Annotated in this window: 27 protein-coding genes and 1 tRNA gene; 19 read left to right on the top strand and 9 right to left on the bottom strand. The window is 41.4% G+C overall.

Going from position 1 to position 25,374, the window contains the following annotated elements; translation table 11 throughout:
* Window positions 1–263: 263 nt before the first annotated feature.
* Window positions 264–2,420 (bottom strand): hypothetical protein, encoded by a 2,157-nt coding sequence (locus tag HM003_04450; protein ID MBX5328587.1) that lies wholly within the window; start codon window positions 2,418–2,420, stop codon window positions 264–266.
* Window positions 2,421–2,638: 218 nt separating this feature from the next.
* Between HM003_04450 and HM003_04445 the strand changes: the two genes are divergently transcribed.
* From HM003_04445 to HM003_04435, 3 genes are all read left to right on the top strand, one after another.
* Window positions 2,639–3,253, top strand: coding sequence for a hypothetical protein (locus HM003_04445; protein ID MBX5328586.1), 615 nt, complete (start codon window positions 2,639–2,641; stop codon window positions 3,251–3,253).
* Between the two features lie 97 nt (window positions 3,254–3,350).
* Window positions 3,351–3,761 carry a hypothetical protein gene (locus tag HM003_04440; protein MBX5328585.1) on the top strand — a complete coding sequence of 137 codons (411 nt, stop codon included), beginning with the start codon at window positions 3,351–3,353 and terminating at the stop codon, window positions 3,759–3,761.
* A 193-nt stretch (window positions 3,762–3,954) separates the two neighbouring features.
* Window positions 3,955–4,032 (top strand) — tRNA-Ala (locus tag HM003_04435).
* 604 nt (window positions 4,033–4,636) lie between these two features.
* On the opposite strand, the gene HM003_04430 is transcribed toward HM003_04435, so the two are convergent.
* Window positions 4,637–5,554, bottom strand: a complete 918-nt coding sequence (locus HM003_04430) for a hypothetical protein (GenBank protein MBX5328584.1) — start codon at window positions 5,552–5,554, stop codon at window positions 4,637–4,639.
* A gap of 1,360 nt (window positions 5,555–6,914) precedes the next feature.
* Here HM003_04430 and HM003_04425 point away from each other — a divergent pair.
* Complete coding sequence (locus HM003_04425) at window positions 6,915–7,238, top strand: hypothetical protein (protein ID MBX5328583.1); 324 nt, start codon at window positions 6,915–6,917, stop codon at window positions 7,236–7,238.
* Window positions 7,239–7,388: 150 nt separating this feature from the next.
* Window positions 7,389–7,703: a hypothetical protein gene (locus HM003_04420; protein ID MBX5328582.1), complete on the top strand. Its 315-nt coding sequence runs from the start codon at window positions 7,389–7,391 to the stop codon at window positions 7,701–7,703.
* 49 nt (window positions 7,704–7,752) lie between these two features.
* On the opposite strand, the gene HM003_04415 is transcribed toward HM003_04420, so the two are convergent.
* A complete protein-coding gene (locus HM003_04415) occupies window positions 7,753–10,782 on the bottom strand; it encodes an isoleucine--tRNA ligase (protein ID MBX5328581.1) in 3,030 nt (1,009 codons plus the stop codon).
* Between the two features lie 298 nt (window positions 10,783–11,080).
* Here HM003_04415 and HM003_04410 point away from each other — a divergent pair, with 298 nt between their 5' ends.
* The 5 genes from HM003_04410 to HM003_04390 all read left to right on the top strand — a co-directional run bounded on the left by HM003_04410 (window position 11,081) and on the right by HM003_04390 (window position 14,394).
* Window positions 11,081–11,380 carry a hypothetical protein gene (locus tag HM003_04410; protein ID MBX5328580.1) on the top strand — a complete coding sequence of 100 codons (300 nt, stop codon included), beginning with the start codon at window positions 11,081–11,083 and terminating at the stop codon, window positions 11,378–11,380.
* Entirely contained in the window at window positions 11,368–12,519 is a 1,152-nt protein-coding gene (locus HM003_04405) for a hypothetical protein (protein ID MBX5328579.1), read from the top strand. The genes HM003_04410 and HM003_04405 overlap by 13 nt, the downstream gene beginning before the upstream one ends.
* A 12-nt stretch (window positions 12,520–12,531) precedes the next feature.
* On the top strand, window positions 12,532–12,924 hold the full coding sequence (locus HM003_04400) for a hypothetical protein (protein MBX5328578.1): 393 nt from the start codon (window positions 12,532–12,534) through the stop codon (window positions 12,922–12,924).
* Window positions 12,925–12,938: 14 nt separating this feature from the next.
* A complete protein-coding gene (locus HM003_04395; protein ID MBX5328577.1) occupies window positions 12,939–13,610 on the top strand; it encodes a hypothetical protein in 672 nt (223 codons plus the stop codon).
* A gap of 259 nt (window positions 13,611–13,869) precedes the next feature.
* Window positions 13,870–14,394 carry a hypothetical protein gene (locus tag HM003_04390; protein ID MBX5328576.1) on the top strand — a complete coding sequence of 175 codons (525 nt, stop codon included), beginning with the start codon at window positions 13,870–13,872 and terminating at the stop codon, window positions 14,392–14,394.
* 9 nt (window positions 14,395–14,403) lie between these two features.
* On the opposite strand, the gene HM003_04385 is transcribed toward HM003_04390, so the two are convergent.
* Entirely contained in the window at window positions 14,404–15,234 is an 831-nt protein-coding gene (locus HM003_04385; protein MBX5328575.1) for a dihydroorotate dehydrogenase electron transfer subunit, read from the bottom strand.
* Window positions 15,200–16,120, bottom strand: a complete 921-nt coding sequence (locus tag HM003_04380) for a dihydroorotate dehydrogenase (GenBank protein MBX5328574.1) — start codon at window positions 16,118–16,120, stop codon at window positions 15,200–15,202. The genes HM003_04385 and HM003_04380 overlap by 35 nt, the downstream gene beginning before the upstream one ends.
* A gap of 76 nt (window positions 16,121–16,196) precedes the next feature.
* On the opposite strand from HM003_04380, the gene HM003_04375 reads away from it, so the two are divergent.
* The gene (locus HM003_04375; GenBank protein MBX5328573.1) at window positions 16,197–16,877 is read left to right on the top strand and encodes an HAD family hydrolase; all 681 of its coding nucleotides are present in this window, start codon (window positions 16,197–16,199) and stop codon (window positions 16,875–16,877) included.
* A gap of 2 nt (window positions 16,878–16,879) precedes the next feature.
* On the opposite strand, the gene HM003_04370 is transcribed toward HM003_04375, so the two are convergent.
* Complete coding sequence (locus HM003_04370; protein MBX5328572.1) at window positions 16,880–17,098, bottom strand: hypothetical protein; 219 nt, start codon at window positions 17,096–17,098, stop codon at window positions 16,880–16,882.
* 151 nt (window positions 17,099–17,249) lie between these two features.
* Between HM003_04370 and HM003_04365 the strand changes: the two genes are divergently transcribed.
* From HM003_04365 to HM003_04350, 4 genes are all read left to right on the top strand, one after another.
* Complete coding sequence (locus HM003_04365; GenBank protein MBX5328571.1) at window positions 17,250–17,510, top strand: TIGR04076 family protein; 261 nt, start codon at window positions 17,250–17,252, stop codon at window positions 17,508–17,510.
* 108 nt (window positions 17,511–17,618) lie between these two features.
* A complete protein-coding gene (locus HM003_04360) occupies window positions 17,619–18,839 on the top strand; it encodes a C/D box methylation guide ribonucleoprotein complex aNOP56 subunit (GenBank protein MBX5328570.1) in 1,221 nt (406 codons plus the stop codon).
* Window positions 18,823–19,521: a fibrillarin-like rRNA/tRNA 2'-O-methyltransferase gene (locus tag HM003_04355; GenBank protein ID MBX5328569.1), complete on the top strand. Its 699-nt coding sequence runs from the start codon at window positions 18,823–18,825 to the stop codon at window positions 19,519–19,521. The genes HM003_04360 and HM003_04355 overlap by 17 nt, the downstream gene beginning before the upstream one ends.
* A gap of 66 nt (window positions 19,522–19,587) precedes the next feature.
* Window positions 19,588–20,535: a helix-turn-helix domain-containing protein gene (locus tag HM003_04350; GenBank protein ID MBX5328568.1), complete on the top strand. Its 948-nt coding sequence runs from the start codon at window positions 19,588–19,590 to the stop codon at window positions 20,533–20,535.
* Here HM003_04350 and HM003_04345 read toward each other — a convergent pair.
* A complete protein-coding gene (locus tag HM003_04345) occupies window positions 20,532–21,191 on the bottom strand; it encodes a ribonuclease HII (protein MBX5328567.1) in 660 nt (219 codons plus the stop codon). The genes HM003_04350 and HM003_04345 overlap by 4 nt on opposite strands.
* A gap of 150 nt (window positions 21,192–21,341) precedes the next feature.
* Here HM003_04345 and HM003_04340 point away from each other — a divergent pair, with 150 nt between their 5' ends.
* Entirely contained in the window at window positions 21,342–22,478 is a 1,137-nt protein-coding gene (locus tag HM003_04340) for a hypothetical protein (protein MBX5328566.1), read from the top strand.
* On the opposite strand, the gene HM003_04335 is transcribed toward HM003_04340, so the two are convergent.
* A complete protein-coding gene (locus tag HM003_04335; GenBank protein MBX5328565.1) occupies window positions 22,475–22,876 on the bottom strand; it encodes a zinc ribbon domain-containing protein in 402 nt (133 codons plus the stop codon). The genes HM003_04340 and HM003_04335 overlap by 4 nt on opposite strands.
* Before the next feature lie 123 nt (window positions 22,877–22,999).
* On the opposite strand from HM003_04335, the gene HM003_04330 reads away from it, so the two are divergent.
* Window positions 23,000–23,485 carry a hypothetical protein gene (locus HM003_04330; GenBank protein MBX5328564.1) on the top strand — a complete coding sequence of 162 codons (486 nt, stop codon included), beginning with the start codon at window positions 23,000–23,002 and terminating at the stop codon, window positions 23,483–23,485.
* A gap of 41 nt (window positions 23,486–23,526) precedes the next feature.
* On the opposite strand, the gene HM003_04325 is transcribed toward HM003_04330, so the two are convergent.
* A complete protein-coding gene (locus HM003_04325) occupies window positions 23,527–23,862 on the bottom strand; it encodes a YbjQ family protein (GenBank protein ID MBX5328563.1) in 336 nt (111 codons plus the stop codon).
* A gap of 90 nt (window positions 23,863–23,952) precedes the next feature.
* Here HM003_04325 and HM003_04320 point away from each other — a divergent pair, with 90 nt between their 5' ends.
* Both HM003_04320 and HM003_04315 read left to right on the top strand, forming a co-directional pair.
* Window positions 23,953–24,810, top strand: a complete 858-nt coding sequence (locus HM003_04320; GenBank protein MBX5328562.1) for an aminotransferase class V-fold PLP-dependent enzyme — start codon at window positions 23,953–23,955, stop codon at window positions 24,808–24,810.
* 50 nt (window positions 24,811–24,860) lie between these two features.
* Entirely contained in the window at window positions 24,861–25,133 is a 273-nt protein-coding gene (locus HM003_04315) for a hypothetical protein (protein ID MBX5328561.1), read from the top strand.
* Window positions 25,134–25,374 lie beyond the last annotated feature (241 nt).

Below are 25,374 nucleotides of genomic sequence, written 5' to 3'. Positions count from 1 at the left end.
AAAGTTTATTCAAGTAGAAAGAAAGGAAAAGAGATTAGGAAAATGCGTTTACTTTAGCAGTTCAATGCATGCAATTTTGCTGAAAATTGAAAGACAAAGTTAAATGTTGCATATTTCTAGATTATTGATAGATGAGTGGGGGAAACGCGGAAAAATACAATACTTTTCCAGAAAACTCCTTTCTCTCCTTCCCTTTCCCTCATGAATCTTGCTTTAATTAGAGACAAAATAAAAAAGGAGGAAGTTTAATGATTACTGGTTATTTATGGAACAAACCACTTGTGGGGCAATGGAAATTTTGTCGCTTGGAAACAGTAGTCAGCTAAGCCCTTTGATATAATTGGTGTTACAACTAGTATAACGTAGCTTGGTTTTTTCGCGTACCCAACTGCCAAACCAGTTTCGGTGGAATCTTTTAGCCACATGTCATGAGGTATGTACAATGTCAAGCCGTCTATTACAAGCGCGTCGACAACTGTTACTTGGAAGTCTGCTTCTGGAAGTATTGGTGGCAATGGAGCTAAGGTTAGCTCTGTTCCGCTCACGGTTGCACTGTTTATCCACCAGCCTTTATAGGTAGTCGCCCAGTCTGTCATGTAGCGGAAGCCAATCAGCACGGTCATTCCAGCATAAGCTGAAAGGTCAAAACTCATGGTGGTCCAATCTGGCCAGTCGGGGTTGTAGTCTGTTAAGCCTGGGAGGTTGGCAACGATGTCTGGGTGGGCAGCTGGATCGTGGTCGTATGTCGTGTATTCGTTTTCAAGTGATGTCCATGTCTTGCCGCCGTCTGTAGAAATCTGCACAAAGCCGAAGTCCCAGTAGGTTTCAAGGCCGTAGGCAGTGACTATTGTTAAAGTTGGATCTGACGGGTCTACGTAAGCGGTGGCTCCGATTGCCTCGTTTGCAAGGTCTTCACCTGTGCCGGAGTACCAGCCGTCAGGTGTCAGCGTCCATAAGTGTGGTGGTGGAAGTGTTGCGGTGTCGTCTCCGTCAAAGTATATGAAGCCTAATCCTATTCTTGGCCAGTTTTCGAAGGCTATGTAGTCTGTTCCGTAGGTTGCTACCATTGATATTCCTGTGTCATAGCCTAAAATTGTGATTGTGTTTCCAAAATCTGTGCCTCTGGTCCATGGAACGGGCAATCCGCTAATTTCATAAATTCTGACAGGTATGTAGGCGGGGTCGTTTAGGTTGATGCTCTTGTAATTGTATTTGTGGCAGCCTGGAAAATCAGCGCGGATTAGGTTCGCAAGCTTCCAGTCACGATAGACATCATCAAATGTGGCTTCGTAGTGGAAGTGAGCGAGTGCTGCGTTTATGCCGGCAATGCCTCCTCCGCCGCTTGTGAAGTAGTACTGTAGGAATTCTGGGCCGAACTGGTCACTTAGATACATTGTCCACAGGGCTGCTGCACCGTAGTCTGCCAGTATATTTATGTCGCCTTGGTCACCCCAAATTGTAAGTGAGTTGTCTGGTGTGGCGAAGTAGCTGTTCGGATAGTCTGGGTCTATTCCATATCCGCATAGGTATTCTGCGTACATGCTGCAACCTTCATTCATGAAAGTGTCGTCTCCAGGACAAAGCTCGTAGTGCAAGAGGTGTTGGTACTCGTGTGCTAAGGCGCTGTCGTACGCGTAGGGTGAAAGGACATTGTGGTTGTGGAAGATGTTGTCTGGCCAATAGTAGTGGTCTCCCCAATTCATGCTTGCGGGACCGAGGCCGTGGAACCAGCTTACTGCGTCGAGTGTTACGATGTTTCTGTCGTAATAGTAACTCTCATAGGCACCTATGTGCACTCCAATTATGTAGTATGGATAAGTGTAATCATAATAGTTTTTGTCTCTGATGTTACAGACCAATATCACAGCTCGTCCAGTTGGCTCGTAGTAATATTCTGGATCGTCTGGAATGGCTGGGCTTAAATATTGTAGTTGAGCGTTTGAGCCATCATGGAACAGAGGTTCGCCAAAGAACTCTGCCTCTTTCGGATAAATATTGGTTTCAAATTGGTTTGCAAGATACTCTAACATGGCATAGGTTGGTTTTGTTGGTCCTGGATCGTTTCCCGGTCCGTTTCTTGGGTCACCTGTGGGGTATTTGATGTTATTTTGAACCCAGATTTCGACTTTGTTTCCGATATAGCTCAGTGTGTAATATGTCAAGAAGATGCTCCCAGTATATCCGTTGTAGCCAGTCCAAATGGCAACATCGCCAAGGTTCCAATATGAATGATGCGTTTCTCCTTGAGGCTCGACTTGTTCGCTAAAATCGATTGCAGCAGTTTTTACGTCTTCATATATTCCTTTGGGTTCAACAACGTTCGGTGAAGAATATGCTCTGTTTGTGATTACAACGCCGAAGGTGCTTACAATCAATAGCATTGATAGGGCAACAGTTAACAATTTAATCGATTTATTCATTTTTCTATCTCCTTTCGGTTGATTTAGAACATAATTAATTAATGCGTAGTTGTTTTTGAATTTTGTGGAATTTAGTTCTATTGGCTATGTTCCAAACATTTCATCGATAACGTCTTACCATGACCTACAGAAAAACGTTGACAATTCAAAACAAACATGTTTATTTTAAACTTTTATCTAATCAACCATTAAAGAACAAACACAAAGTGGCAGTCCGCATGGTAAACAAGAAAATCTCGCAAACAGTTGTAATCTCGTTTATGCTGATTTTACTTGGTTCTGTTCTTATTATTTGCACGATGCCTCTCTTCACCTACACGCGAGACGAATCCCAGTTAGTTCCAATGTCTGAAACTCTAATAGACGGTTACTTTGAAATATACCAATCTCAAAACAAAGTCGTCACGGTTGAGTTAAGCATTGAACAAACACTCAATATTTTAGCAACAAGCAACTCAATTTTTAACTTCTCAATAGTTAACCAAACACAACAACCAAACATAACATATTACTTCTTAAACAACACAAACACAGTCAACATGACATGGACACACCAAATAAGAACACAACCCAGAACATATCATCTCGTGTTCGACGCCCAAAATGCTTCTTTAAACTCTCCAGTAGAAGTGTACGCCAACGTGACTAAGAATTGGACGGAGGTTAAGCTTGTGCCAGTTTTAATGCCCGATCGCATACCATTAATAAACTCAAACTTCGCATACATAGGCGCAGCAATTCTCGTTATCGGAATAATTTACCTCCGAGTCAACTTACGTTCCAAGCGCAAACTTAAAGATAAAAGACAACAAAGACCAAGCGCCATTAAATAACCGTGTTCGCATATCTTCATCATGCCGCTCAGTGTTTCATGAAGACAACAAATATTTATGGCAGAGTTGCCAGAGAAAATTTAGGAGAGAAAAGAGAATGAAGAAGAAAACTATAGCACCAATATTAATCATGTGCATCTTAACTGCCGCAGTTTCTACAAGCTTAGCCTTCTATGCTCAACCAACCAAAGAAACACTCAGAAACACTGAGAAGAGTGATTTGGATATAAATAAAGCTGCAGACAACGATAAACACATGAACACATATGACGAACAAAAACAAGAAACAAGCAACCAACCAACAGTCGACAACTCTCAAGAAGACATTCCTAAATACACTGACAACTCCTTTGAAACAGACAACAACGAAAATTCCCAACAACAACCGCCTCTTCCGATGCCAGACGGACGAATTTTCCTAAACTTTGGACCACCTTACGCATACACTCCTACATGCACACCAAAAGAACCAACAATACCACTCATACCTCTCGAACCAGAACAATAAACCAAGAAAAAACAATTTACGCAAAGAAACTATAAAAGCTAAAGGAAATATTTTTCTCTATCATCCCAACTCATTAACGAACAAATCTAAAAATGAACACTACAAAAAAAGATAATTTTCTGCTATAAGCCATTAAAACGAACCACAATTCCTAAAAACCCTATACACATCTTTTCTCAAAGGAAACCTCTCTGGGCCGGTAGTTCAGTCTGGTATGAACGCCGCATTCGCAATGCGGAAGCCGGGGGTTCAAATCCCCCCCGGTCCACCACTAAAAAAGCCTGTTTTAGGCAAAATTTTTGCTTATTTTTTGCTTTAGACTTGTTTTAATTGAAATTAAGTCTTGACATACGCGTTCATTTTCTAGAGAGTTTAAATTTTACACTTCCAAATATAATTTGACCGCTCATGGGTAAGTATGGTGGCTCGCGTAGACTTATTTATAGGTATTTTGGCAGATGGAAAAACCTAAAGGATATTGTTAAAGCGACTGATTTGAGCAGGGATATTGTATCTGCTAATCTTTATAGGTGTTGGAAGGGCGGTTTTCTTTTGAGAATGAAAAAACCCATTTAATTAATAAGAAAGGTTTTAAGGGACACGCAAGGTGGAGTAGAAATACAAGACAATATCACCCTTATATTTTAAGACCGAAAGACCATTCGCCCAAGCCTATGTACTAGACTCATCCTTTCTCTTAGCAGGAACTTGTGTCAATATTTTTCGTGGATTACGAGTGTTAGAGAATTCCGAGAACAAAGCGAAGAGGGCTTAAAGGCGCAACGTATCGCCGACTTGTTGTGCAAGACGATTTCGTCTCAACCAGTTTTTAATAAGGTGATAAACATTAATGAAAATAGCTATAATTATAGCGGTTATTTTTCAATAATAAAAATGATTTCGTCAGGATAGTCTAGAAATTCCTTGACTGAATAGTTTAGTTGTGTAAATAATCTTTTCAACCATATTTTCTCCCGTCTTCTTATATCTTCTCTTTTAACCAATGATCTTGTTGCCTCGCTTACTACTATCCATTCTGCTGGTGTCCATTGCAATATTTGTTTTGCAATACCTTTTCTTCTTCTTTCCATAGACCGTAAAACCTTGAACAAGAATGCACCAGAACAATCTGCTAACAAAGGATTTGTTTCGAAAACTATTCTTTTGTTTTCGCTATCAAATAGTTCTAACAGGTCTAGTTTTAATACGTGAGCTTGGATATTTAAAATGGGAGAAACTATTTTGAGATAAGAATTAATAAAGTTGCAAAGGTTGTCATGTAGCTCCGTGCAGACGTAAATACATTCTTGGATTTGCATCCAAGGTACAAAAAGTGGGTTAAGACCACAAGAAATATCAAGAAGTTTCTGTGGTTTTCCAGTTATTCTGAAAATACTATGAAAAAGGTCAGAAGCTACTTCTAGGCGTTCACGAGTGGAGACATGTGTTTTTAAAATCTCCCGATGCAATTCGAAAGATTGTGGTGACCAAAGTCCATATTCTTCAATAGTAAGCCTCAATTTATTGAGTATACCCTCCCTATTCTGCGCTTCTAACGTGTCATAACGTCTGAGCCTATAGTAAAGCCGCCTCTTCACTTTCTTGATTAAATTTCTGTAAGCTGAAACTCTTTGGAATTCTGAGTAATCCTCCTTTTCTTTAAGAAAACTTATAAAATCAGAATCTCTATTTGCTTCCGCAACAAATACTTGTGCAATCAAATCATCAGGAACTTTATATGTTTTCTGTATCAGTTGGATAGTAACTTTGACAATTTCCTCGGGAATCTGCATCTTAGAAACCCTATTTCGTTAATCGAATTAATTAAGATCCATGAGTTTATATGCGCTCCAACTCTCTCTATAGTTGCCTTGTGGTTGCTATTCTTTCTCACAATTTTTCATTTGATTTAAGCAATGAATAAATGGGTTTCTCTTAAATTTATCTTTTACTTCAATGGTATTGTGACACCAGGGATTTTGCTTTTTTAAGCAACCTTTCAATGTGCGATATTGCTTAACATCAATTTTGCGTAGAAAGGTACCTTTGTTTCTTATCTTTTTTAATGTTGGCTCATCCAATTTTTATAGCCGCTAGAAATAATTAAGCCGAGAATCCTAATTATTTTTGTAATGATATCTAAATCACGCATGTTTTGGATGGGATGATTTTTGCATTATTCCAGACCTTTTTTAATTTTCTCAATCAACAAAAAAAGAGCAACCAAATGTTCTGGGAAAATTATAGGGCGAAGTTAGCCCTTAAATGATGTTGACTATATCTTCCAACGTCACCCTCTGCTTTTAGAATGCAGCTGATGTAAATCTTCGCATGCCAAGCATAGTTCAGCGATAGGACTGAGACGGTTTTTGCCTATTCAAAGTTTTCTTTGAAGTTTTTGTTCTAAATGGCTTTCATGGTTCGGTCTAAGGTTAGCGTTCGCGAGTTAGCTTAAGACCTTAAGCTTCCATATAACACTATGTATAGGGTTGTTGGAAAACTGGAGATGAACCATCACTGATTCACTTATCAAAAATATCTTGTTGAACAATTTTTCAATACTAGTTTATTTGTTACGCGGAAAAAGGATTATTTGCCGTTATTTTTCTCCTTTCTCCCCCATTTTTATTATTGAATTGTTAGAATAAAATTTTATTTGACACGGTTGTGTTAACGTTTCTATCTTTATGTTATGAAAAATTAGGAGCTCAGGAATGAATATAAAAGAAAATTCACGTTAGAAAATAGTAAAACACAGACGGGGTTTAGCATTTTCACGTCTAATTATGGCACACCACCACTTTCACTCTTTGCTCCTTCTCCTAAAAGATAATTCGCTGGTGTACGTCTCACGAAACTACACCTAAAACACTACATTCTCACCCTCACAGACTCACTTAGGTTAGGTAAACACTCTTATCGCAATTGAAGGAATAAACATGAGAAAATACGTAACTGTATTCAACAGAGAAGTGCATCTGAGCCTTCTCGCCATGCTCTGCATAATAGTACTGCTTTCCACAGCCCTAGCCACAGTATACTTCACAAAGACCATCAACCACCAAGCAACATAATAAGTGATGGTAAAATACAAACATACTTGACCCTTCATGTACGCAGCCTTTGAACAGTCACGATTGGGGAGAGTTTAACGTGTCCTCTGGAGACGACACAGAAATTTTGGATTTTTACCTCAGAAATGAAGGCAATGTTGAAATAAATGTTACATGGAAAGCCTCAAACTTTACATCCTACAATGCAGCAGCAATTCAATTTGAAACTTCTTCGTGGATATTGTACTTGGTAAAAGTGGAAACGGGCGAAACGAGGCTTAAACCAGAAAACGCCACAGTCCCAGACAAGATACGCCTATCTCCCGGCGAAGTAGTCCATTTGAAGTTTTATCTGACAGCAATCGAAAATAGCGCCGCAGATACCTTCTCATTTCAGACAACCTTCAGCTCGCAAGATAACTAAAAATTTGCAAAGTATTATTATGGAATAGCATTAGCATTGTAGTACTAGAATCTACATTTGTTCATTTCCAAATTTGATTTCCAATATAGATTTTGTCTTCATAACATTATTATCTCTTTATCGCCATGGAAGAAACCTAGGTGAACATGCTTGAGCAGCTGGCATGAACTTGAAGACTTACACAAGAAAAAAGCAGAACTAGAATTCCAGTTACTCTCATTAGAAGAAAAAGAGAAAGCACTACAAGAAAAAGTGAAAATAATCGAAGAAAAAATAACAATCCAAGAGCTTGAGGAACATTTGAAAGCTAAGCATGAAGCTGTAGGAAACCTTGAATCGAGAATTGCAGAGCTAGAAAGGAAACTGAAGGAACAAGGAAAAAAATTTGAAAGCTCCATGATAACGCAGGACATAGAAGAAGAGGAAGAAAAAACCGAGTATTTCTTCCAACAAGACGAAAGATAGCACGCTTCTCATAAAACCTCTTTAGCAACACTAGAGCTTCTTAAAATGGTTAAGAAATGGCTATGTAGACTTTTTTATCGTCAAGCGAGTACTCATGCCATTCCGTTTCTAATTCTTCGCGTTTATTGTATAAGCGCACATTTTTGACGCGGACAAGTTCCTCCATTTCTTTCAAATGCGGCTTAAGCAATTTTTTGCTTTCGTCGTCAAGCTCAGCAATATTAGCAGCGTCTAGGATGTCAGTTGGCACGTAGCCTAACTCCTTCCTTAGAGATTGGATTCTGCGGGCTAAATCACGCATTAAACCTTCGCCGAGTAGTTTTTCGTCGCGGTGAACATCTAAGAAGACTTGTACGCCTTCTTCAGCAGCTGAAGCCCACTCTTTTTGAGCCATATCCTTCGGTGCCTCGTGAGCGTATTCTGCTGTTTTAACATTTGCAAGTTCTAGGAATAGTTCTTCAACATTTTTGAGCGCTTTACAAACCTTTTCTGGAGCTACGACAATCATTCGGTTAAGCGGCCATCTTCTCTTCAGCTTCGCCGACTGCCTAGCGGAGTAAACAAGCGAGACGCACTTGAACAGCACTTCAAATTCTTCTTCTAAAGTTTTATTTCGCAGTTTCTCGGATGGTTCTGGCCAGCTTTCAAAGTTCACCGATTCTGGTAATGTGGGGCTGAGTTTTCTGTAAACGTTCTGGTATAGTGCCTCGCTTAAGTATGGCGTAACCGGATTGAACAGCAACGTAACGGTTTTGAGAACATGCCACAGGGTTGCGTATATGGCTAGTCTTCTGTTGAGTGTTTCTGGGTCGTCTGTCCAAAGTTCTTTTCGAACCATTGGCACGTAAAGTCTGCTTAATGTTTCGATTACATAGTCTTCTAAAGCTGCAAGGGTGAAGTTGAATTCGCACGTTTCGAGTTTGGCAGTATAAGCTTCTATAAGCTGCTGAAGTTTTGAAAGCAGCCATAGGTCTGGATTTTTGAGTTGTTTTTCTTTTTTTGCCCATTCCAGCGTGTGCTCTTGCGGGTTGAAATTGTCGTATTCTGCGTTTTGCAAAAAGAATCTGTTCAAGTGATATAGTGTTGAGAGCACTTGGTATGGGCGTTTGGTCAATTCTTGAAAATCAAAGTTCATGAAGTCCACTGGCGCGCATTTCCGCAGCATGTAGAACCTGCAAAGGTCTGCAGAATACTTTTCTAGGAGCTTGTTGGCTTCCACAACGTTTCCTAGGCTTTTGCTCATTTTTCTTCCTTTAGCGTCTTGCGTTAAGCCTTGAAACATAAACGCCTTGTATGGGGCTTCCGCCTTTCCGGTTAATATGACATGCTCTAGCAGAAGCGAGTTTGCCCATCCTCGGGTTTGGTCTATTCCTTCTGTTAGGAAATCAGTTGGCACGTACTTTGCGAATTCTTGGTCGGTGAATCTTGCGTATGGTGAAGCTCCGCTGTTGTGCCACGTGTCTAGAACAAAGTCTTCTCTGTGCATTGTGCCTCCGCATTTTTCACATTTTATTTTTATACGGTCAACCCATGGCTTATGCAGCTCAAAATGTCCATTTGACTTTTCTAAAGCTTTTTCGAGCAATTCCTTCTTGCTTGCTATGAGCGTTTTCGCTCCGCATTTTTCGCATTTCCAAACTGGCAGTGGAGTGCCCCAGACGCGTTCTCTGGATATGCACCATGGTTTACCTTCTTTTAAGAAGGAGAGGAAGCGGTTTTTGGGGCTTTCAAAGAAGTATTCAACTCTTTCGGCAGCCTCGACGATTTTGTCGTTTATTTTGTCTGTTCGGAGGAAGTATTCTTTTCTGGCGAGCCACACGAGCTTGTGATGTGAACGCCAGCATGTTGGATACTCATGTTTTATAGTTTTCACTTCAACGAGTAAGCCTCTTTTGCGTAGTTCTTCAACAACCATTTTGTCCGTGTCACGTGCAAATATGCCGCTGAAGACTCCTGCTTCTTCTGTGAATTTGGCTTCGTCATCGAAAGGCGCGAATATTGGAACGCCACGTTTTTGTGCTGCGAAAAAGTCTTCTTCACCGTTTCCCGGCGACTGGTGCACTACGCCCGTGGCTGTGTTTATGTCCACAAAATCTTCGCAGACAACCCTATGCACTAGTGGATGCTTGTCCAGTTCGGCTTGTTTGGGTATTAAGTCTTTGAATGGGTAATCGTATTTTGTTCCTTCAAGCTCTTTGCCAAGCATTGTTTCTTTTAGCGTGTATTTGTTTATGCCTAATTCTTGCATGACTGGTTCGACGCGTTGTTTGACGAGTATCCATGTTTCGTCGCCGACTTTGACTTTCACATACTCTGCCTCGGGATGCACAGCCAACAGCATGTCCGTTATAAGCGTGAAGGGCATTGTCGTCCACACTAGGAAGTACTCGTTTTGGCTGTTTGCGACTTTGAATTTGAAATATAATGATGGGTCTTCAACTTCTCTGTAAGAATCTTCGTAGCCAACTTCCGCGCTACTTAAGCTAGTTTGACAGCCTGGGCAGTAGGCTACGACGTAGTAGCCTTCTTCCAGCAGGCCTTGTTCCCATGCTCGCTTAAGATATTGCCATTCGCGTTCTATGTAATCATCCAGATAGGTCCAGTAAGCCTTTTCTTGGTCTATGAACACTCCGAGCAATTCATCAGCTTTAACCCATTCACGGTGATATTTCATAATAGCTTTTTTACATTCTTCTATGAAGCGTTCTTCGCCTACGCGTTCGAGAAGTTCCCGCTTGTTCTTGACGCCTAAAAGTTTCTCAACCTCAAGCTCCACCGGCAAGCCTTGTGTGTCCCAGCCAGCCCAGAAAGGCATGAAGTAGCCTTGCATTGTCTTCCAGCGATAGCGTAAATCTTTCATTACGCGTCCTCTTGCGTGCCCAACGTGTGGTATGCCATTCAACGTTGGAGGCCCTTCAACCCAGCCCGTTACGCCCTTATTGTTTTTCTCACGAAAATCCATTAACTTCTTTTTTATGCGGTTTTGGGTCCAGAATTCACGTGTTTCTTTTTCAAGTTCAAGCGGGCGATAATCCATGCTGAGCCATTTGTTAGAATCAACTTTGAATTTGGCGGTCACCTTTCATCACATTGCACCCGCAAATACACCAAAATAGCCACAGCCACATATAACCTTTTTGAATCAGTGTTAAGCGTATGGAATTAGTTGCAACATTGCTATTTCATTTATCTGAACAGCATGATGTCTTCAAGTGTTGTGTGATTGGTTGGGTTTTATGGCATTTTTAGGATTTTGGTTTAAAATTTAGTTAGAATTATGATAAATTTTTAGGATTTTTTATCTGGAATTATTTTTCATAAGCCTTTTAGAGTATGCTCTAGTAAGAAATGCTATAAATTCATGGAGTAAAAACAAAATGTCAAGAACTAAAGTTTCCTGCATCGCCACAATAGCTATTTTAGTTGCCACAACAATGCTTGGATTCTACAAAATTCCTCCTTCAAGTGCGTTTGCACCTACTGCAGAGGCTAATCCAAGGCTTATCTATTGGACACCCACAATAGTGTGGCGTCAAGGAGATTTTATTAACATTGGACATGGGTGGATTAATGCAAAAAGCCTTGCTTGGTCGCCCACTGGAAGATACTTGCTGATTTACGGACGTGTTTATGAATCTCAACTCTATGGCATACCTACGGACGAATGGAAGTGTTAATTATAGACGTTGAAAGCGGTGCATTAGCATATAACTTCTCCATTAACATAGGACAACTCGAATGGGAAAACATTATTCAGTTTGCCTTTTCGCCAGACGAAACAAAAATATTCTACGTGACAGTCCCGAATACAGAGTGGCTTCCACAAATATTCTCTGTAAATTTGGACGGAACTGATTCAACTTTCGTAACCTACATGAACAGCACATTAGTGAACTCGATGAGAAGACCTTTCCTCATTGATGTAACCAATGAGGGATTTCTAATTTATGCTTCCTGCGAGACTATGTATAATGCTACAAGCGGTCAATACAACTACACAAGCTACATCTGGAAATATAACTTAACCACCAATGAAAAATCGCTGATTTTACAACTTGAAGGAATAGATAAACTTATCACAAGTTTGAAGGCTTCTCCATCAAACGACAAAATAGCCTACGCAGTGGGCGACGAAGTTTGGATTGTAGACATAAACGGTGCAGAACCGCCCACCAATGTCACGTCAGCTTCTAGTGGGAAAATTGGAGCGTTTGTCGACTGGACATCTAACGGAACAATGCTAACTTACTCAGAAATTAATGGCACCATAACTGACTGGGGGGTCGCCACAAGTTGGGATTCATGGATGGGTAATATGACAGCCGTAGATCTGGATGGAAACAATAGACACAACATTCTCAGCGGAGGCTATGGGCTTGTATGGTTGCCAGTTAACAACTCAATTGCCGCATACATTAAAGTTCCATACTATGGAGCTTCAGAAGGCTATCCATACCTTCTAGATTTTGCATTGCCTATTACACCTAATCCGGACAGCGACGGAGATGGCTTATCTGACTCCTCTGAAATTCAGAATTCCCTCTGTCCATTAGACCCAACAGATGTTGACATGGATTATGATGAGGATGGATTAACAAACTTGGAAGAAATTAATTATGGAACATGGTTGGGAAGCACAGATTTTGACCATGATGGACTCAGCGACGGTGTCGAAGTCAAAATCTTCAAGACTGACCCGACAAAAGCAGATACAGATGGCGACGGTGTAAGTGATGGTCTTGAGGCTGCAGCTACAGGCTTGAATGCTTTCATCACGGTTCTCCCAGAAGGGTGGATTCGTATGACGCTTGAATGATCAAACAAAACCATGTATGTTTCAACAAACTCTTCTGTTTTAGGAGTAGTCTTTAACTCCACAAGCATGGCTTTAAGCATTTCCGTAGGTGGTCCAGACGGCACAACAGGCATAGCTAACATAACAGTTCCAATAGAAATAGTGAACTCGCTCTCAGATATCAAAGTCACATTGGACAATCAGCCAATAGACTTTCAAATAAGCCAAGTAGGCAAAAATGCCCAAATCTATGTGCAGTACCACCACAGTTTTCATGAATTAACGGCACATTTGCAAGGCGGTGGTGGCGGCATTGGCGGCGTAGACTTAACAAGCATATTGAGCTATTGGTGGCTGATGCTGTCTGTCGCCATTGTTGCTGTAGCGGCCGTAATGGCAGTAATAATCGTGAAACGCAGACAATAAGAAGAGGGAGCAAAATGAAGAAAGCTGTTGCCCTTGGAACAACTGCCATAATGCTGTTTTTGCTTAGTGCAGCTTTGGCTTATACAGACGCACAAGTTGGAATCAAACCTGGTGACTGGGTAAAATGTGAACTTACAGCAAGCAACACTCCTTCAGAGGACACACCACAATGGGTCAAACTGGAATGCTTGTCTGTTACTGGAACAATGGTAACTCTTAAAATGACTATGCATATGAGCAGTGGAGCAGAGCAAAACGAAATTGGAACGTTGGATGTTGCTAGTGGCGATGGAAACGTCACTTTTCAAGCATTTATACCAGCAAACTCAAAGACTGGAGACACAATCCAAATAGTTGGATATGGCAGTGTGACGATTGCAGGCGAGAAAACAGGAATCTACGCAGGAGCAAGCAGAACAGCAGTATACGCAAGCTTCTCGCAAGGCGAAATGCAGTTTAATTGCAGTTGGGATAAACAGACGGGAATTCTCGTGGAAACAACTTTAACCCAAGGCTCAACATCAGCGACTTTCAAGGCAACAAGCACAAACATTTGGCAAGCATCATCAAACCCGCTAATGCTGCCAAATCTGTCAATAGAATTGCTTTCTATCTGCATTTCAGTAGCTGTAGCAATAGCGATAGTGGCAGCAGCAGTAATTTTCACAAGGCACAAAAGAAGCTAAAAGCTCAACAAACTTATAAAACCCGAACGCTATTCCCCCATTTTTACTCTCTTCATCAATTAGGAAAATTACAGGGGTCACAAAAATCGCTGGTAAGTTAACCCTTGTCTCTAAGTTCTTAGTTTTTCTACGTGTTTTTTAACGCTTCTGACAAGGTTAATATACATTATTGGCAATTATTATTGTATATATCTGAAGATGTAGGCAGTTTCTTTCTGTTTCTCTTCGGAAATAAATTAGGATTTAGGCTGAAATAGTAATGCAAAGGCAAGAAATATCAAACAAAATAAAGGTAACCATGGTTTCTCAAAAATTTGAGGGATGCCCTGAAAAGGACATCAAGTTTTATAGGAAATACGCTGCTGTTGCCTTCAAAACTTTAACTAACCCTTTATTTCAACGCTTCATAAACTGGATAATATTAAAAGAAAACATAAATGAGCACATGATTACCACCATTCAGATAAGAGCATTTCCATTTAGAAAGCAGAACGGGAATGGACTCGCTGGAAAATTCAACAAAAAAGGCAAAATTGTAATCTATCCAAAAAGATTGGAATTCTGTAAGAAACTAATGCAAGAGACTGAAAAAGAAAACGTGTACTGCTACATCAAAGCTCGAGCAAGGGCAACATTAATACATGAATTGCTGCACGTAAAATACTCTAATGATGAAGACAAAGTTAGGCAATTAACAAGAAAATACATAAGAATTTTCACTCGCCATAGAAATTCACAAGATAGTAATGCCAAACACATTCTGCGGACACTGTTCTCACATTAACAAATGGCGTTAAAAGGATATTTTTCTTCCGTCAAAATCACGCTTAAACTTTCCAAACTCTGTCTTAACTTTAATTAATTGCTGGGCACTGAAAATTGGACCATCCCTGCAGACACGGTATTTGCCTATGACGCAGCTTCCACACAAGCCTATAGCACAACGCATTAAACGTTCCAAACTTGCTTCCAACGCTATTCCATGCTTTTCAGCCAAATCCAAAACCTTCCGCATCATCAGCTCCGGTCCACAAGTGTAAATCATGTCAAACTTTTCTTTGCACAAAAGCAGTTCCAGTGATTCTGAAGCTAAGCATTTTACGCCATAACTGCCGTCCTCGGTTGACGCAACAACATTTTCTTTACCGCAGAATCTTTCAATTTCGTCTATGAAAAAGAGCTCTTCTCTTGTTTTTGCTCCTATTATGAAGACAAGTCTTGTCGCTTTTGGCTTGATTTTTCTGGAGAGAAACAAAAGTGGAAAAACACCAGTTCCGCCAGCAACCATAAGCACTTTTCCTTTTTTCGCCGTAAAGCCATTGCCAAACGGACCACGTATGCCAATAATTTCACCAATCCTTTTGTTATGCAAGGCGCTTGTCGCTTCTCCAACCTTTCTCACAGCTACGGCAACACTTCCATCTTCTCGTGCATCTAATATGCTGAACGGGATTTCGTCCACGCCAGGAATCCAAAGCATTAGAAACTGCCCAGGCTTAGCTTTGGCGCATAGCTTATCTTTGAAGGCGAAGGTTTTCACTGTTTGCGTTTCAGTTTTTATGCTCTGAATTTGCGTAGTTCTCAGTTTGTTAGTAGCGATGTGATAACCCAACAATCTCACCAACGTTTTTGAAGCCTTTACGTTTCAAATATGCATTTAATCCACGCGTGACCGTTCTAAACACGTTTGAGCCTTTAGTCGCTATTGCAGTTCCAATCTGAACTGCTGATGCTCCGGCAAGGAAGAATTCCACCGCGTCACGCCAGTCTGCGATTCCACCGCATCCAATTATCGGCACTTTAACCCGTTCATAAATATCGTAAACGCATCGCACCGCTATGGGCTTTATGGCCGAGCCGGAAAGTCCGCCGAACTTGTTGCCTAGAATGGGCATGGTTGTTTCTGGGTCGATTGCCATTGCTTTGACGGTGTTTATAGCCGTTAAAGCGTCCGCGCCTGTCTTTGCTGCTGCTTCGGCAATGTCAGCTATGCTGGTAACGTTTGGAGACAACTTAACAAAAACTGGTTTATCTACAGCATCCTTAACCGTCTTAACAACCTTCGACAAAATTTCTGGTTTTTGTCCAATTTCTGAACCAGTCTCTTTCACGTGCGGACATGAAACGTTAAGCTCTAAAGCATCTGCACCAGCATCTGCTGCCTTCTTTGACACCGCCGCATACTCTTCTTCAGAAAAGCCGTAAACGCTGACGATTAGAGGAACATTCAGAACTTTTTTTGCTTGGCGAATCTCCTTAACAAACTCGCCAATTCCAGGGTTTGGAAGACCCATAGCATTAATCAAGCCGCAGTCCACCTGAACAACCGTCGGATTTGCGTAGCCAACTCTCGGCTTTAAACCAACAGATTTTGTGACAACCGCGCCAGCCCCGCCAGCAACAATACTTTCTAATGTTTCCGCAGAATAGCCCAAGATTCCAGAAGCCAAAATTGTAGGATTTGCAAGTTTCAAACCAGCCAGATTAACTGTTAAACGATTATCTTTCAAACGTGCCTTCTCCGCAAACTTTTAAGTTAGATTATACCCTTTGACAAGATAAAACTTAGTTCTTTAGGTGCGGACTGTGCCCGAAACTAGGAAGATTAAAGCGGTGCTGTTTGACCTTGGAGGGACGCTGGTTAAGACTGCGCATGCTCATGAAATTCACCGAAGAATATTGGAAGCTCATGGAATCATTGTTCCGCTGGACAGAATTGCAGAAGCTCATGGCGTAAATCAGAGAGAGCTTGATGTTGAAGAAATGGCTAGGCTTGGACAGAAGTATTGGATTAAATGGAACTTGAGGATGTTGGAAAGGCTTGGCATAAGGGAAAACAGGGAATTTTTGGCACGGAAAATCGACGAGTTATGGTGGGAATACGCCGAATTGACCGTTTATCCAGACGTGCAAGAAACTCTCACAGAATTATCAAATAAAGGAATAAAAATGGGCATAGTAACGAACGGAACAGAAAAAGACTTCAAACAAGTCCTTCAAAGACTTAACTTAACAGGCTATTTTGACATCGTTATTGGAGTTGACGCTTGCAAGAAGGCAAAACCTCGCAAGGAAATTTTTCTCCACGCACTTACAAAACTTCACATGAAGCCTGAAGAAGTAATTTTTGTTGGAGACTCTGTTGAGTATGATTATGAAGGCGCGCGGAAAGCTGGATTAAAGCCTATATTGATTGACAGAGATGGAAAAGGACATGCAAATTTGGATTCGATAAGGCATTTGACTGAGCTGCTAAAATATGTTTAAGCCTATTTCTTCTTTTTTTGTCCCAAGGGAGGTTCGGGCTCTTCAGCACCCAATAGCACACGCAACGATTTCACTTCTTCCCGTAGCATGCTTATTTCGCTTTCTAAGGCTTTAGCTTTGGAATCCGCCATCTTCTTAAGCTCTTCAATTTCCAACATAAGATTTTTGCGTTCAGCTTCTAAGGATTTAATCTTCTCAATTATGTTTTTAAAATTGCTCATAAGCGTCAGCTCATCCATTATTGCGTTATACTTCGGTTTTTGAACACTTAAGATTTATGTAGAAAAGTTCTGTTAAACAAGCCATCCACGACGAGCCTGAGATAAGCTTTATTTTATGTTTCGCTTTACAAACGCTTGTTGAGGAATTCGCATGTCTCTTGTTGAAGTTACCGTGAAAAGCCAAAAAGGCAAATGTGCTTTCGGGCATAAGGTTGGCGACAAGATAGTTTTTGACGGCAAATCCGTGAAGGGCAACATTTGCTACAGTGCGTTAATGGTGATTCTTCCGAAGGTCTACGCTATGTGTTATGGCGTAGAGTTTCCGTGGGCAGAAGACAAAAACGTGATATGCAATGCGTGTCCAGACGCAGAAAACCCGGTGGTCTTCGAAATCCGCCGCATCAAAAAATGACAAAATGGCATCTTTAAATAATCTGAAGACTGCATGACGCATAGCTTATTCAGTAATCATTTATTAGGAGATAAATTGTCAATAGTATTCGGACTGAGGCGTAAGACGATGAAAGCAACAATAATTGAATGCGCGTTTGGGATACTTGCTTTTAGCGAAGAAAACGCGCTTGTTGAGAAAGTTTTATTTTCAAAAAACCCTCAGAACGCCGCTAAAACCATTACAAAAATTGAATCTGGAAAAATCGTGGACGAAGTTGCCAGTTTGATTGAGTTATTAAAGAAAAAAGGCTATAACAAGTTTGTTTTTGAAAACGCAAGTCTCGCCAAAGAAGCGGAAAAACTGGGAATCACGACAGAAATTGCTAAGCCTTCACGCGCTGGCGAACTGGTTCGTTCTAACATGGAAAGGTTTGCGGTTGAAACAGGATTTGTAAAGAACGCAGAAGAATTTAATGTGTGGACGCATAACGTCACAATGGAAATCGCTAAGCTCCGAGTCAAAGGCGCAGTGGAGAAAAGAGACCTAATCATTGCTCAAGCCATTCAAACGCTTGATGATTTAGATAAGACAATAAACTTGTTCATGAGTCGCGTGAGAGAATGGTACGGAATTCACTTTCCAGAACTTGACCGCCTAATTGACAAGCACGAAACCTACGCACGCTTAATTTTGGAGCTTGGCAACCGAGAAAATTTCACAGTCGAAGCGCTTGAAAAACATGACATGTCAAAATCAAAAGCTGGACAAATAGCCAAAACAGCCGAAGCTTCTATGGGCGCAGACCTCGCTGAAGCAGACCTCAAACAAATTCAAACCCTATGCAAAGACGTGCTTAACCTATACCAACTCAGAGAGAACATGGAAAAATACTTAGAAACAGCCATGGAAGAAGTCGCGCCAAACGTGAAAGCCATAGTCGGCGCATTACTCGGCGCACGCCTAATTGCCATCTCAGGCGGATTAACAAACCTAGCAAGACGACCAGCAAGCACAATCCAAGTTTTAGGAGCAGAAAAAGCCCTATTCCGCTCGTTAAAGTCTGGAGCAAGACCGCCAAAACACGGAATAATCTTTCAGCACACCTACTTGCATGAAGCCAAAAAATGGCAAAGAGGCAAAATCGCACGGGCTTTAGCTGGAAAACTAGCCATAGCCGCGAGGTCAGATGCCTTCGGAGGCAGATACATAGGCGACGATTTGAAAGCTGACTTGGAAAAGAGACTTGAAGAAATCCGCGAAAAATACACTGAACCACCGCAAATTCCAGAAAAGAAACCTCAACAAGAGAAAAAGTGGAGAAAGAACAAACGTGCACGTAAACGTTAAGCCTCATCCGCAATTCCCAGCAATCTACCAAGTAACATTAGAAGATGGAGCCCAAAGGCTGGCAACGCGGAATCTTACGCCTGGAAGAAACGTGTATGGCGAGAGGTTAATACGCTGTGAAGGCGTTGAATACCGCGTCTGGGATGCTTTCCGCAGTAAGCTCGCAGCAGCTATAAACAAAAATTTGAAAACTGTCCCTATAAAGCCAAATCATATAGTGCTTTATCTTGGCGCTGCCTCTGGAACCACTGCCAGTCACATTTCAGACATTGTCAGCGAAAAAGGACGCGTTTACTGTGTGGAATTCGCATCCAGAGCCATAAGAGAACTTGTGAACAACGTTTGCGCTTATAGACTTAACATGTTGCCAATTCTTGAAGACGCGCGGTTTCCAGAGAAATACGCCGTGTTTATCAGCGGAAAAGTTGATGACATTTACTGCGACATCGCCCAGCCGGAACAAGCAAAAGTTCTCGCAGACAACGCGGACTTATTCCTTAAAAAACACGGATGGGTAATGCTTGCCGTAAAATCCCAAAGCATAGACGTAACAAAAGAACCCTCAGAAGTCTACAAACAAGAAACCAAAGTGTTGAAAAGCCGTGGTTTCGACATCGAAGAAGTCGTCCATTTGGAACCCTACGATAAAGCGCATGCCATGATAGTGGCCCAGTTCTACTGAATCTATCTTCTAGAGGACAAGTATAGTTTATATCGGACAGCGTGATGATATTTTTTGTGACGCTCGATGGTTTATAGGGAGAGGGAGGAGAAAAAAGCTCCAGAGACTGTGCTGAAAGAAGCGGGTTTCAGCGTTTCTGAGAAATGTTGTGTTAGGCACAGTTGTTTTGATTATGCAGCGCGAAAGGGCGACAATGTTGTTTTCATAAAGTTTCAAGTGGACATTGACAGTTTCTCCTTCGATGATTCACAAGAGCTTAAACTCGTGTCCAAGTGCGTCTCAGCAGCATATTTTCTTGTAAGCGAAAGAACACGTGAAAAACCATTAGAAGATGACACAGTTTACAAAAGATATGATGTTTTTGCAGTCACATCCAAAACTTTCGAGAACATCGTGCTTCACAAAATCTATCCACTAATTCAAGCAGGTCCAGGCGGCTATTACGTTGAGATTGACGGTGAAACAATTAAGCGCAGAAGACAAGAGCTAGGTCTATCTGCAGGCGAAGCGGCGGAAATGATTGGTATATCACGGCGAACTCTTTATGGTTATGAACGTGGCATGGCTAAAGCTTCAGTTGCGACTGCTTATAATTTGATTTATGCTCTTGGAGCGCCCGTTGCCAAGCCAGTAAATGTTTTCGAGAAACCTAAAAATCAACGTAAATGTACCTTGCTGAGAACGGCTGGAAATGTTATAGCAAAAAATAGACTTCTTGCCAAAATTTGCAGCAAATTTTCGCGTTCCCATGTCACAATGGTGAAAAGGGCACCTTTCGATTTTGTCATAACAGTTCCAGAAGAAGAAATGAAAATTATCGGTGGAGTGGCAAACGACCGAGAACGTACACTCAACCGTAGGGTAGAGGAAATTTTAAGCGTCAGCCGAATAATCAAAGCACATCCAGTACTGATAACAGAAAAACAAAAACCACCAAACAAGGACATACCATGCATTTACCGTGATGACCTCTCTAAAATCAGAAAACCAGAAGATATAATCTGCATGGTTTAAACTAGCTTAGCCTGACGAGAATCATTTTCCTTCTTGGCTTTTTTGGCGGGCTTCCAAGATTTTCTAACAAACTCAGGGTATTCGCCAAATTTTTTCAGACATTGCTGGAGAAACTCAAGTGTCTTCTGGTCTGTGGGATAGCCGCATCCTAAATCGCCATATCTGCGTGCAAGCCCTGCAATTTCTTTGTCACGTTCTACTTTAGCTATTATTGACGCTGCTGAGACTATGGGATATTTTCTGTCAGCTTTATGTTCAGATATTATAGGTATTTTGAATGATAACTCCTCTAGAATGTGCTCTTTAAATCGTTCTTCCAGAACATCCGAAGCATCCACATACGCGATGTCCGGCTTTAGCGTTTCTATCACTTTCGCCATGGTTTGCGCTTCCAGACGGTTGAGCTTGTGAAGTTTTCTGCCAGTCTCAACAACATAGTCAATTTCTCTCGGTGTCAACTTCATTACTGCATAATTTTTGGCGATGCGTTTGATTTCTGCTGCGAGGATTTCTCTTCGGTGTGGAGACAACAGTTTTGAGTCTTTAACGCCTAATTGCACAAGTCTGGGTATGTCCTCTTCTTGCATTAGCACTCCAGCAATTACCAGTGGACCGATTATGGAACCGCGTCCTGCATCGTCAACGCCTGCAACCAGCATAAAGCAACCTTCTAATTTTCAGCTAAGGAGTATTTTAGCTTCGAGGCTATAACACTTTATTTTATTCCGTCGCGAAAAATCAAAATCGCGTTTTGAGTGGCGATGTGTATATTAGTTGATTTTGCACAATTCTTAGTTCGTATCGCAATGTTCCGTGAAAACGATAATCTTGGAATACTTCAGCCAATAATCGGCTCATGGTACGAATCGTTAAAGACCCCAGAAAAACATCAAGAGCAAGTTCTCAACGATTTGGTTAGCGCTTACGCCAAAACAAGATATGGACAAAACCACAACGCCACAGAAGTCAAAGACGCCGCAGACTTTAGGAAAAACTTTCCAGTAATAAACTATAAAGGGCTTAACCCATACTTCAGCGAAGTTGTGAAAGGCAACTACAACGCGATTCTTCCTGAACCCGTCTTATGCTGGGTCATGACTCGCGGTTCAACAGGCGCCGCAAAAGTGCTTCCCGCAACAAAAACGCACATAGAGCAAATTTTCATTTGCGGAGCAAGGGCTCTCGTAAATTACGCGTTGAGAAAAGAGGATTTTGAAATTTTTACAGGAAAAATTCTCAACTTGAACTTTCCATCCAGCGTTCACACGATGGTTGTGGATGGTCGTGAGGTTACTTACGGTTACAGTTCAGGCACCTACGCGAGGCTTAACCCCATGTTTGATAGAGTTAGCCTTGCGCCCAGGCAAGAAGATATAGACGCGTTGGGTGCGGGTATCACTAGGCAGGACTGGGAAAGACGGTTTGAACTGGCTTATCAGCAAGCATTGAATGAGAATGTAGTCGCCACGATGGGAGTAACACCTATCATTTTAGCCTTTGCCCGATACGTCAAACAGAGACACGGTAAAAAACCGAAGGAACTATGGAAGTTCCACGCTCTTTTCTGTACAAGCGTGCGAAAAATCCAGTTCAAATATGCTCCAAAATTAAGAGAGCATTTTGGACAAGTTCCAGTTGTCGAAATCTACAGCGCCACTGAAGGCGTTTTTGGACAGCAACTTGACGATTTGCCATACATTTCTCCAAACTATGACAAATACTTCTTCGAAGTTCAAACAAACCATGAAGTGAAAATGCTGCATGAACTTAAACGTGGAGAATGGGGTAAACTGATAATATCTTCATGCATGTTTCCAAGATACGACATAGGAGATTTGATAGAAGCTGTTGGAAAAAATTATTTCCGCGTGGTCGGACGAAACAATACTCTAACGCGTTTGGAACATTACTTGTTTAGGCTGTTTTTTGGCTGGGTAATCTAGGGCTTAGGATACTTCTTTCTTGCCGTCATTGTATAGTAGAACGCGCCAAATATTATGAGTACGCCAATTATGATTATGAACAAAGCCCACATCATTCTTCTTGTTTGCACATCAAGAGCACCGGTAACTTCAAGATAAGAACTTAAGCCTATAATAATCAAGACTATGCCGCCGATAAGCGGTCCTAAAAAGGCGTATTCCTTCTTCTCGTGCTTTTCCGCCTTCTCTTTTTCATGTTTCTCATGTTTCTCGTGCTTCTCTTCTTTTTCGTCTTTAGGACGCTGAGCCGTCGGAGGCTGTCCAGTAGAAATTGCCTCGACTTTTAATGGTGCTCCACATTTTGGACAGAAACTCATGTCTTCTTCAACTTTGGAACCGCATTTTTTGCATTCAGGCATCCACTTCACCTTTTACACATTTCAGTTTCTTATTGTCGCATTGAGTATTTAAGGCATGTTAAGACATTTTGCGAAATGTTATATGCATGCTAAGCGAAAGTAATGCGTGGAGAAAAAACAAAAATGAGCGCCGATTTTTCACAGAAGACAAGGGAACAATTTCTAAGCATCTTTTCAGCAGGCGTCTTCTTTATTCTTTTAGGTGTGCTCTTTATTGGAACATCAGGATTAATCGACAACACCGTAGCCTTTTTCCAAGACTTCAACATTGTCCAAGTGCCCAACGTTTCACTTAATATTTCTCTTCCAGCACCCGTAAATCCAGCAAACCACTCGGCTGTTTACTCAGCTGCTGCTCTATTCTGTTTCTCGTGGGGCATCTTCCTTGCAGTTTTGCTTGCACTGCGCCTTTTTGCTCGTTCACCACTGAATAAAAAAGCAGATACCGCAGGAGACATTGTGTTTTGGCTTGTGGGTGGCTTTTTAGTAAATAACTTTCTTAACGCAACGACAACTCATGCTATGTGGTTTTCGTTTTGGGCGACAATAATAGCATTGATTGGCGTCTCTTTGATTATTAGAGCAGTAATTTTGGCTTTGTTCAGATAACACCTAACGCTTTGAACGGGCTTATTCATCACTGAAGGAAATCATGGACCTTTTTCTAACGGTTTTGCGATTACTGCTGTTCCGTAGGCTGCGAAGATTGTAGCTGTGCCTTGGAGTATGTCGCTTGTTTCAAAATCCACGCCTATAACTGCGTTTGCACCTTTTTCTCTAGCGTTCTCAATAAGTCTCTCCAATGATTCTCTTCTTGCCTTTTCGCATTCAGAAGTGTAAGAAGTCACTTCTCCACCGAAAATTCCTTCAACGCTAGCGACGAATTTTCCGCCAACTCCTCTAGTTCTCACTGTTAACCCATGCACAACGCCTAAAACCTTAACTATTCCATGCCCAGGCAATTCTGGTGTCGTAACCACGACAATAGCTTTTTCGTTCATGTGTATAACCTAAAGAGGTTTATAGTCAACGCTATTAATTTGGGTTACTAACTAATGCGGTAAGGAGCTTTCTATATGGAAGACATAAAGAAGATTCGCGAACAATTTCCAATAACCAAAAACAAAGTGTTTTTGAACCATGCCGCGCAGTCGCCTCTTCCAAAACCAGTTGCTGATGCTCTTCGCAAATGCGTTGACGAATTCTCGAATTTCGGAGACACTTCGATTAAATGGAACGACGGCGGAAAACCCTTTTTTGCGAAACTAATCGGCGCCAAACCAGAAGAAGTCGCGCTTGTCGAAAACACCTCCATGGGATTGAATATAGCCGCAAATGTGCTCACTCATCCACGTGGCTCAAAAATTGTCACGACCGACTTGGAATATCCGTCAGTGGTTTATCCTTGGCTGCGTAAGGGTTTAGACGTGAAAGTTGATTACGTGAAAAATGTAAATGGCAAAATCTTGCTTGAAGATGTGGAGAAAGCTGTTGACGACAAGACTGTGGCAGTTGCAGTAAGCCACGTTGAATACGTTAACGGTTTTCGCCATGACTTGCGGGCTTTAAGCGAAATAGCTCATGAACACGGAGCCTACCTAATCGTTGACGCAATACAATCAGTTGGCACCATGCCAATAGATGTAAAAAGGGACAATGTGGACTTTTTGGCTACGGCATGTTACAAGTGGCTTCTAAGCCCTCCCGGAACAGGCTACCTTTACGTTAAAGAGGAACTTATCGAAAAATTTGAGCCAACATTCGTCGGTTGGGCGAGTGTGAAGCAAGAAATTTTCGAAACCATAGATTTCTGGGACATTTGGAGCTTGAAACTTTCTGACACGGCAAGCCGTTTTGAAGTCGGCTCGCCGGGATTCATAAGTTTCATTGGCACGATGGAAGCCTTGAAATTACTATTAGAGTTTGGCTTGTAAATATAGAAAAGGTGGATTTAGCTGCAAGTAGCTATAAGCTGGATTTCTACTTGTGGTTTAGGTTCAATTCTTCTGAAATAGGATTAGATGAGGTAAAGGAGTTTGAGTTCACCAACGGTTTTCCCACAAAATATGAAATCTACGCAGATGAAGAGCAAGGGTATTTAGAATATAGAGTTAGAGGAGATTTCATAAAAACTTTCGATTTTACACGATATCCATATGAAACGCATGAACTCACCGTAGAATTAGAACACAAAAACCTCAACGCTTCTTACTATCCTTCTCGAAGGATCCAGCATCAAACATCGATGAGACCGTAAATGTGGCTGGCTGGGAGATTGGAAATTTTGAAACGTTTGTAACCGAACACTCTTACGGTGACGAAACATATTCTAGATTCGTCTTTAGCATCTCATTAAAGCGACCTGCAGTTTCATCATTTATAAAAAGCGTTTTACCCATAGCGGTTATAACTACAATATCTCTGCTTGCCTTTTTCATATCACCTCAAAACTTTGCCCAGAGAATAGGTTTAGGCGTGACGACCCTACTCTCTGCGAC

This window comes from Candidatus Bathyarchaeota archaeon A05DMB-5 (assembly GCA_019685655.1).
Taxonomy (GTDB): Archaea; Thermoproteota; Bathyarchaeia; order Bathyarchaeales; family Bathycorpusculaceae; genus DSLH01.
This window is presented reverse-complemented; position numbering and strand designations above follow the sequence as displayed.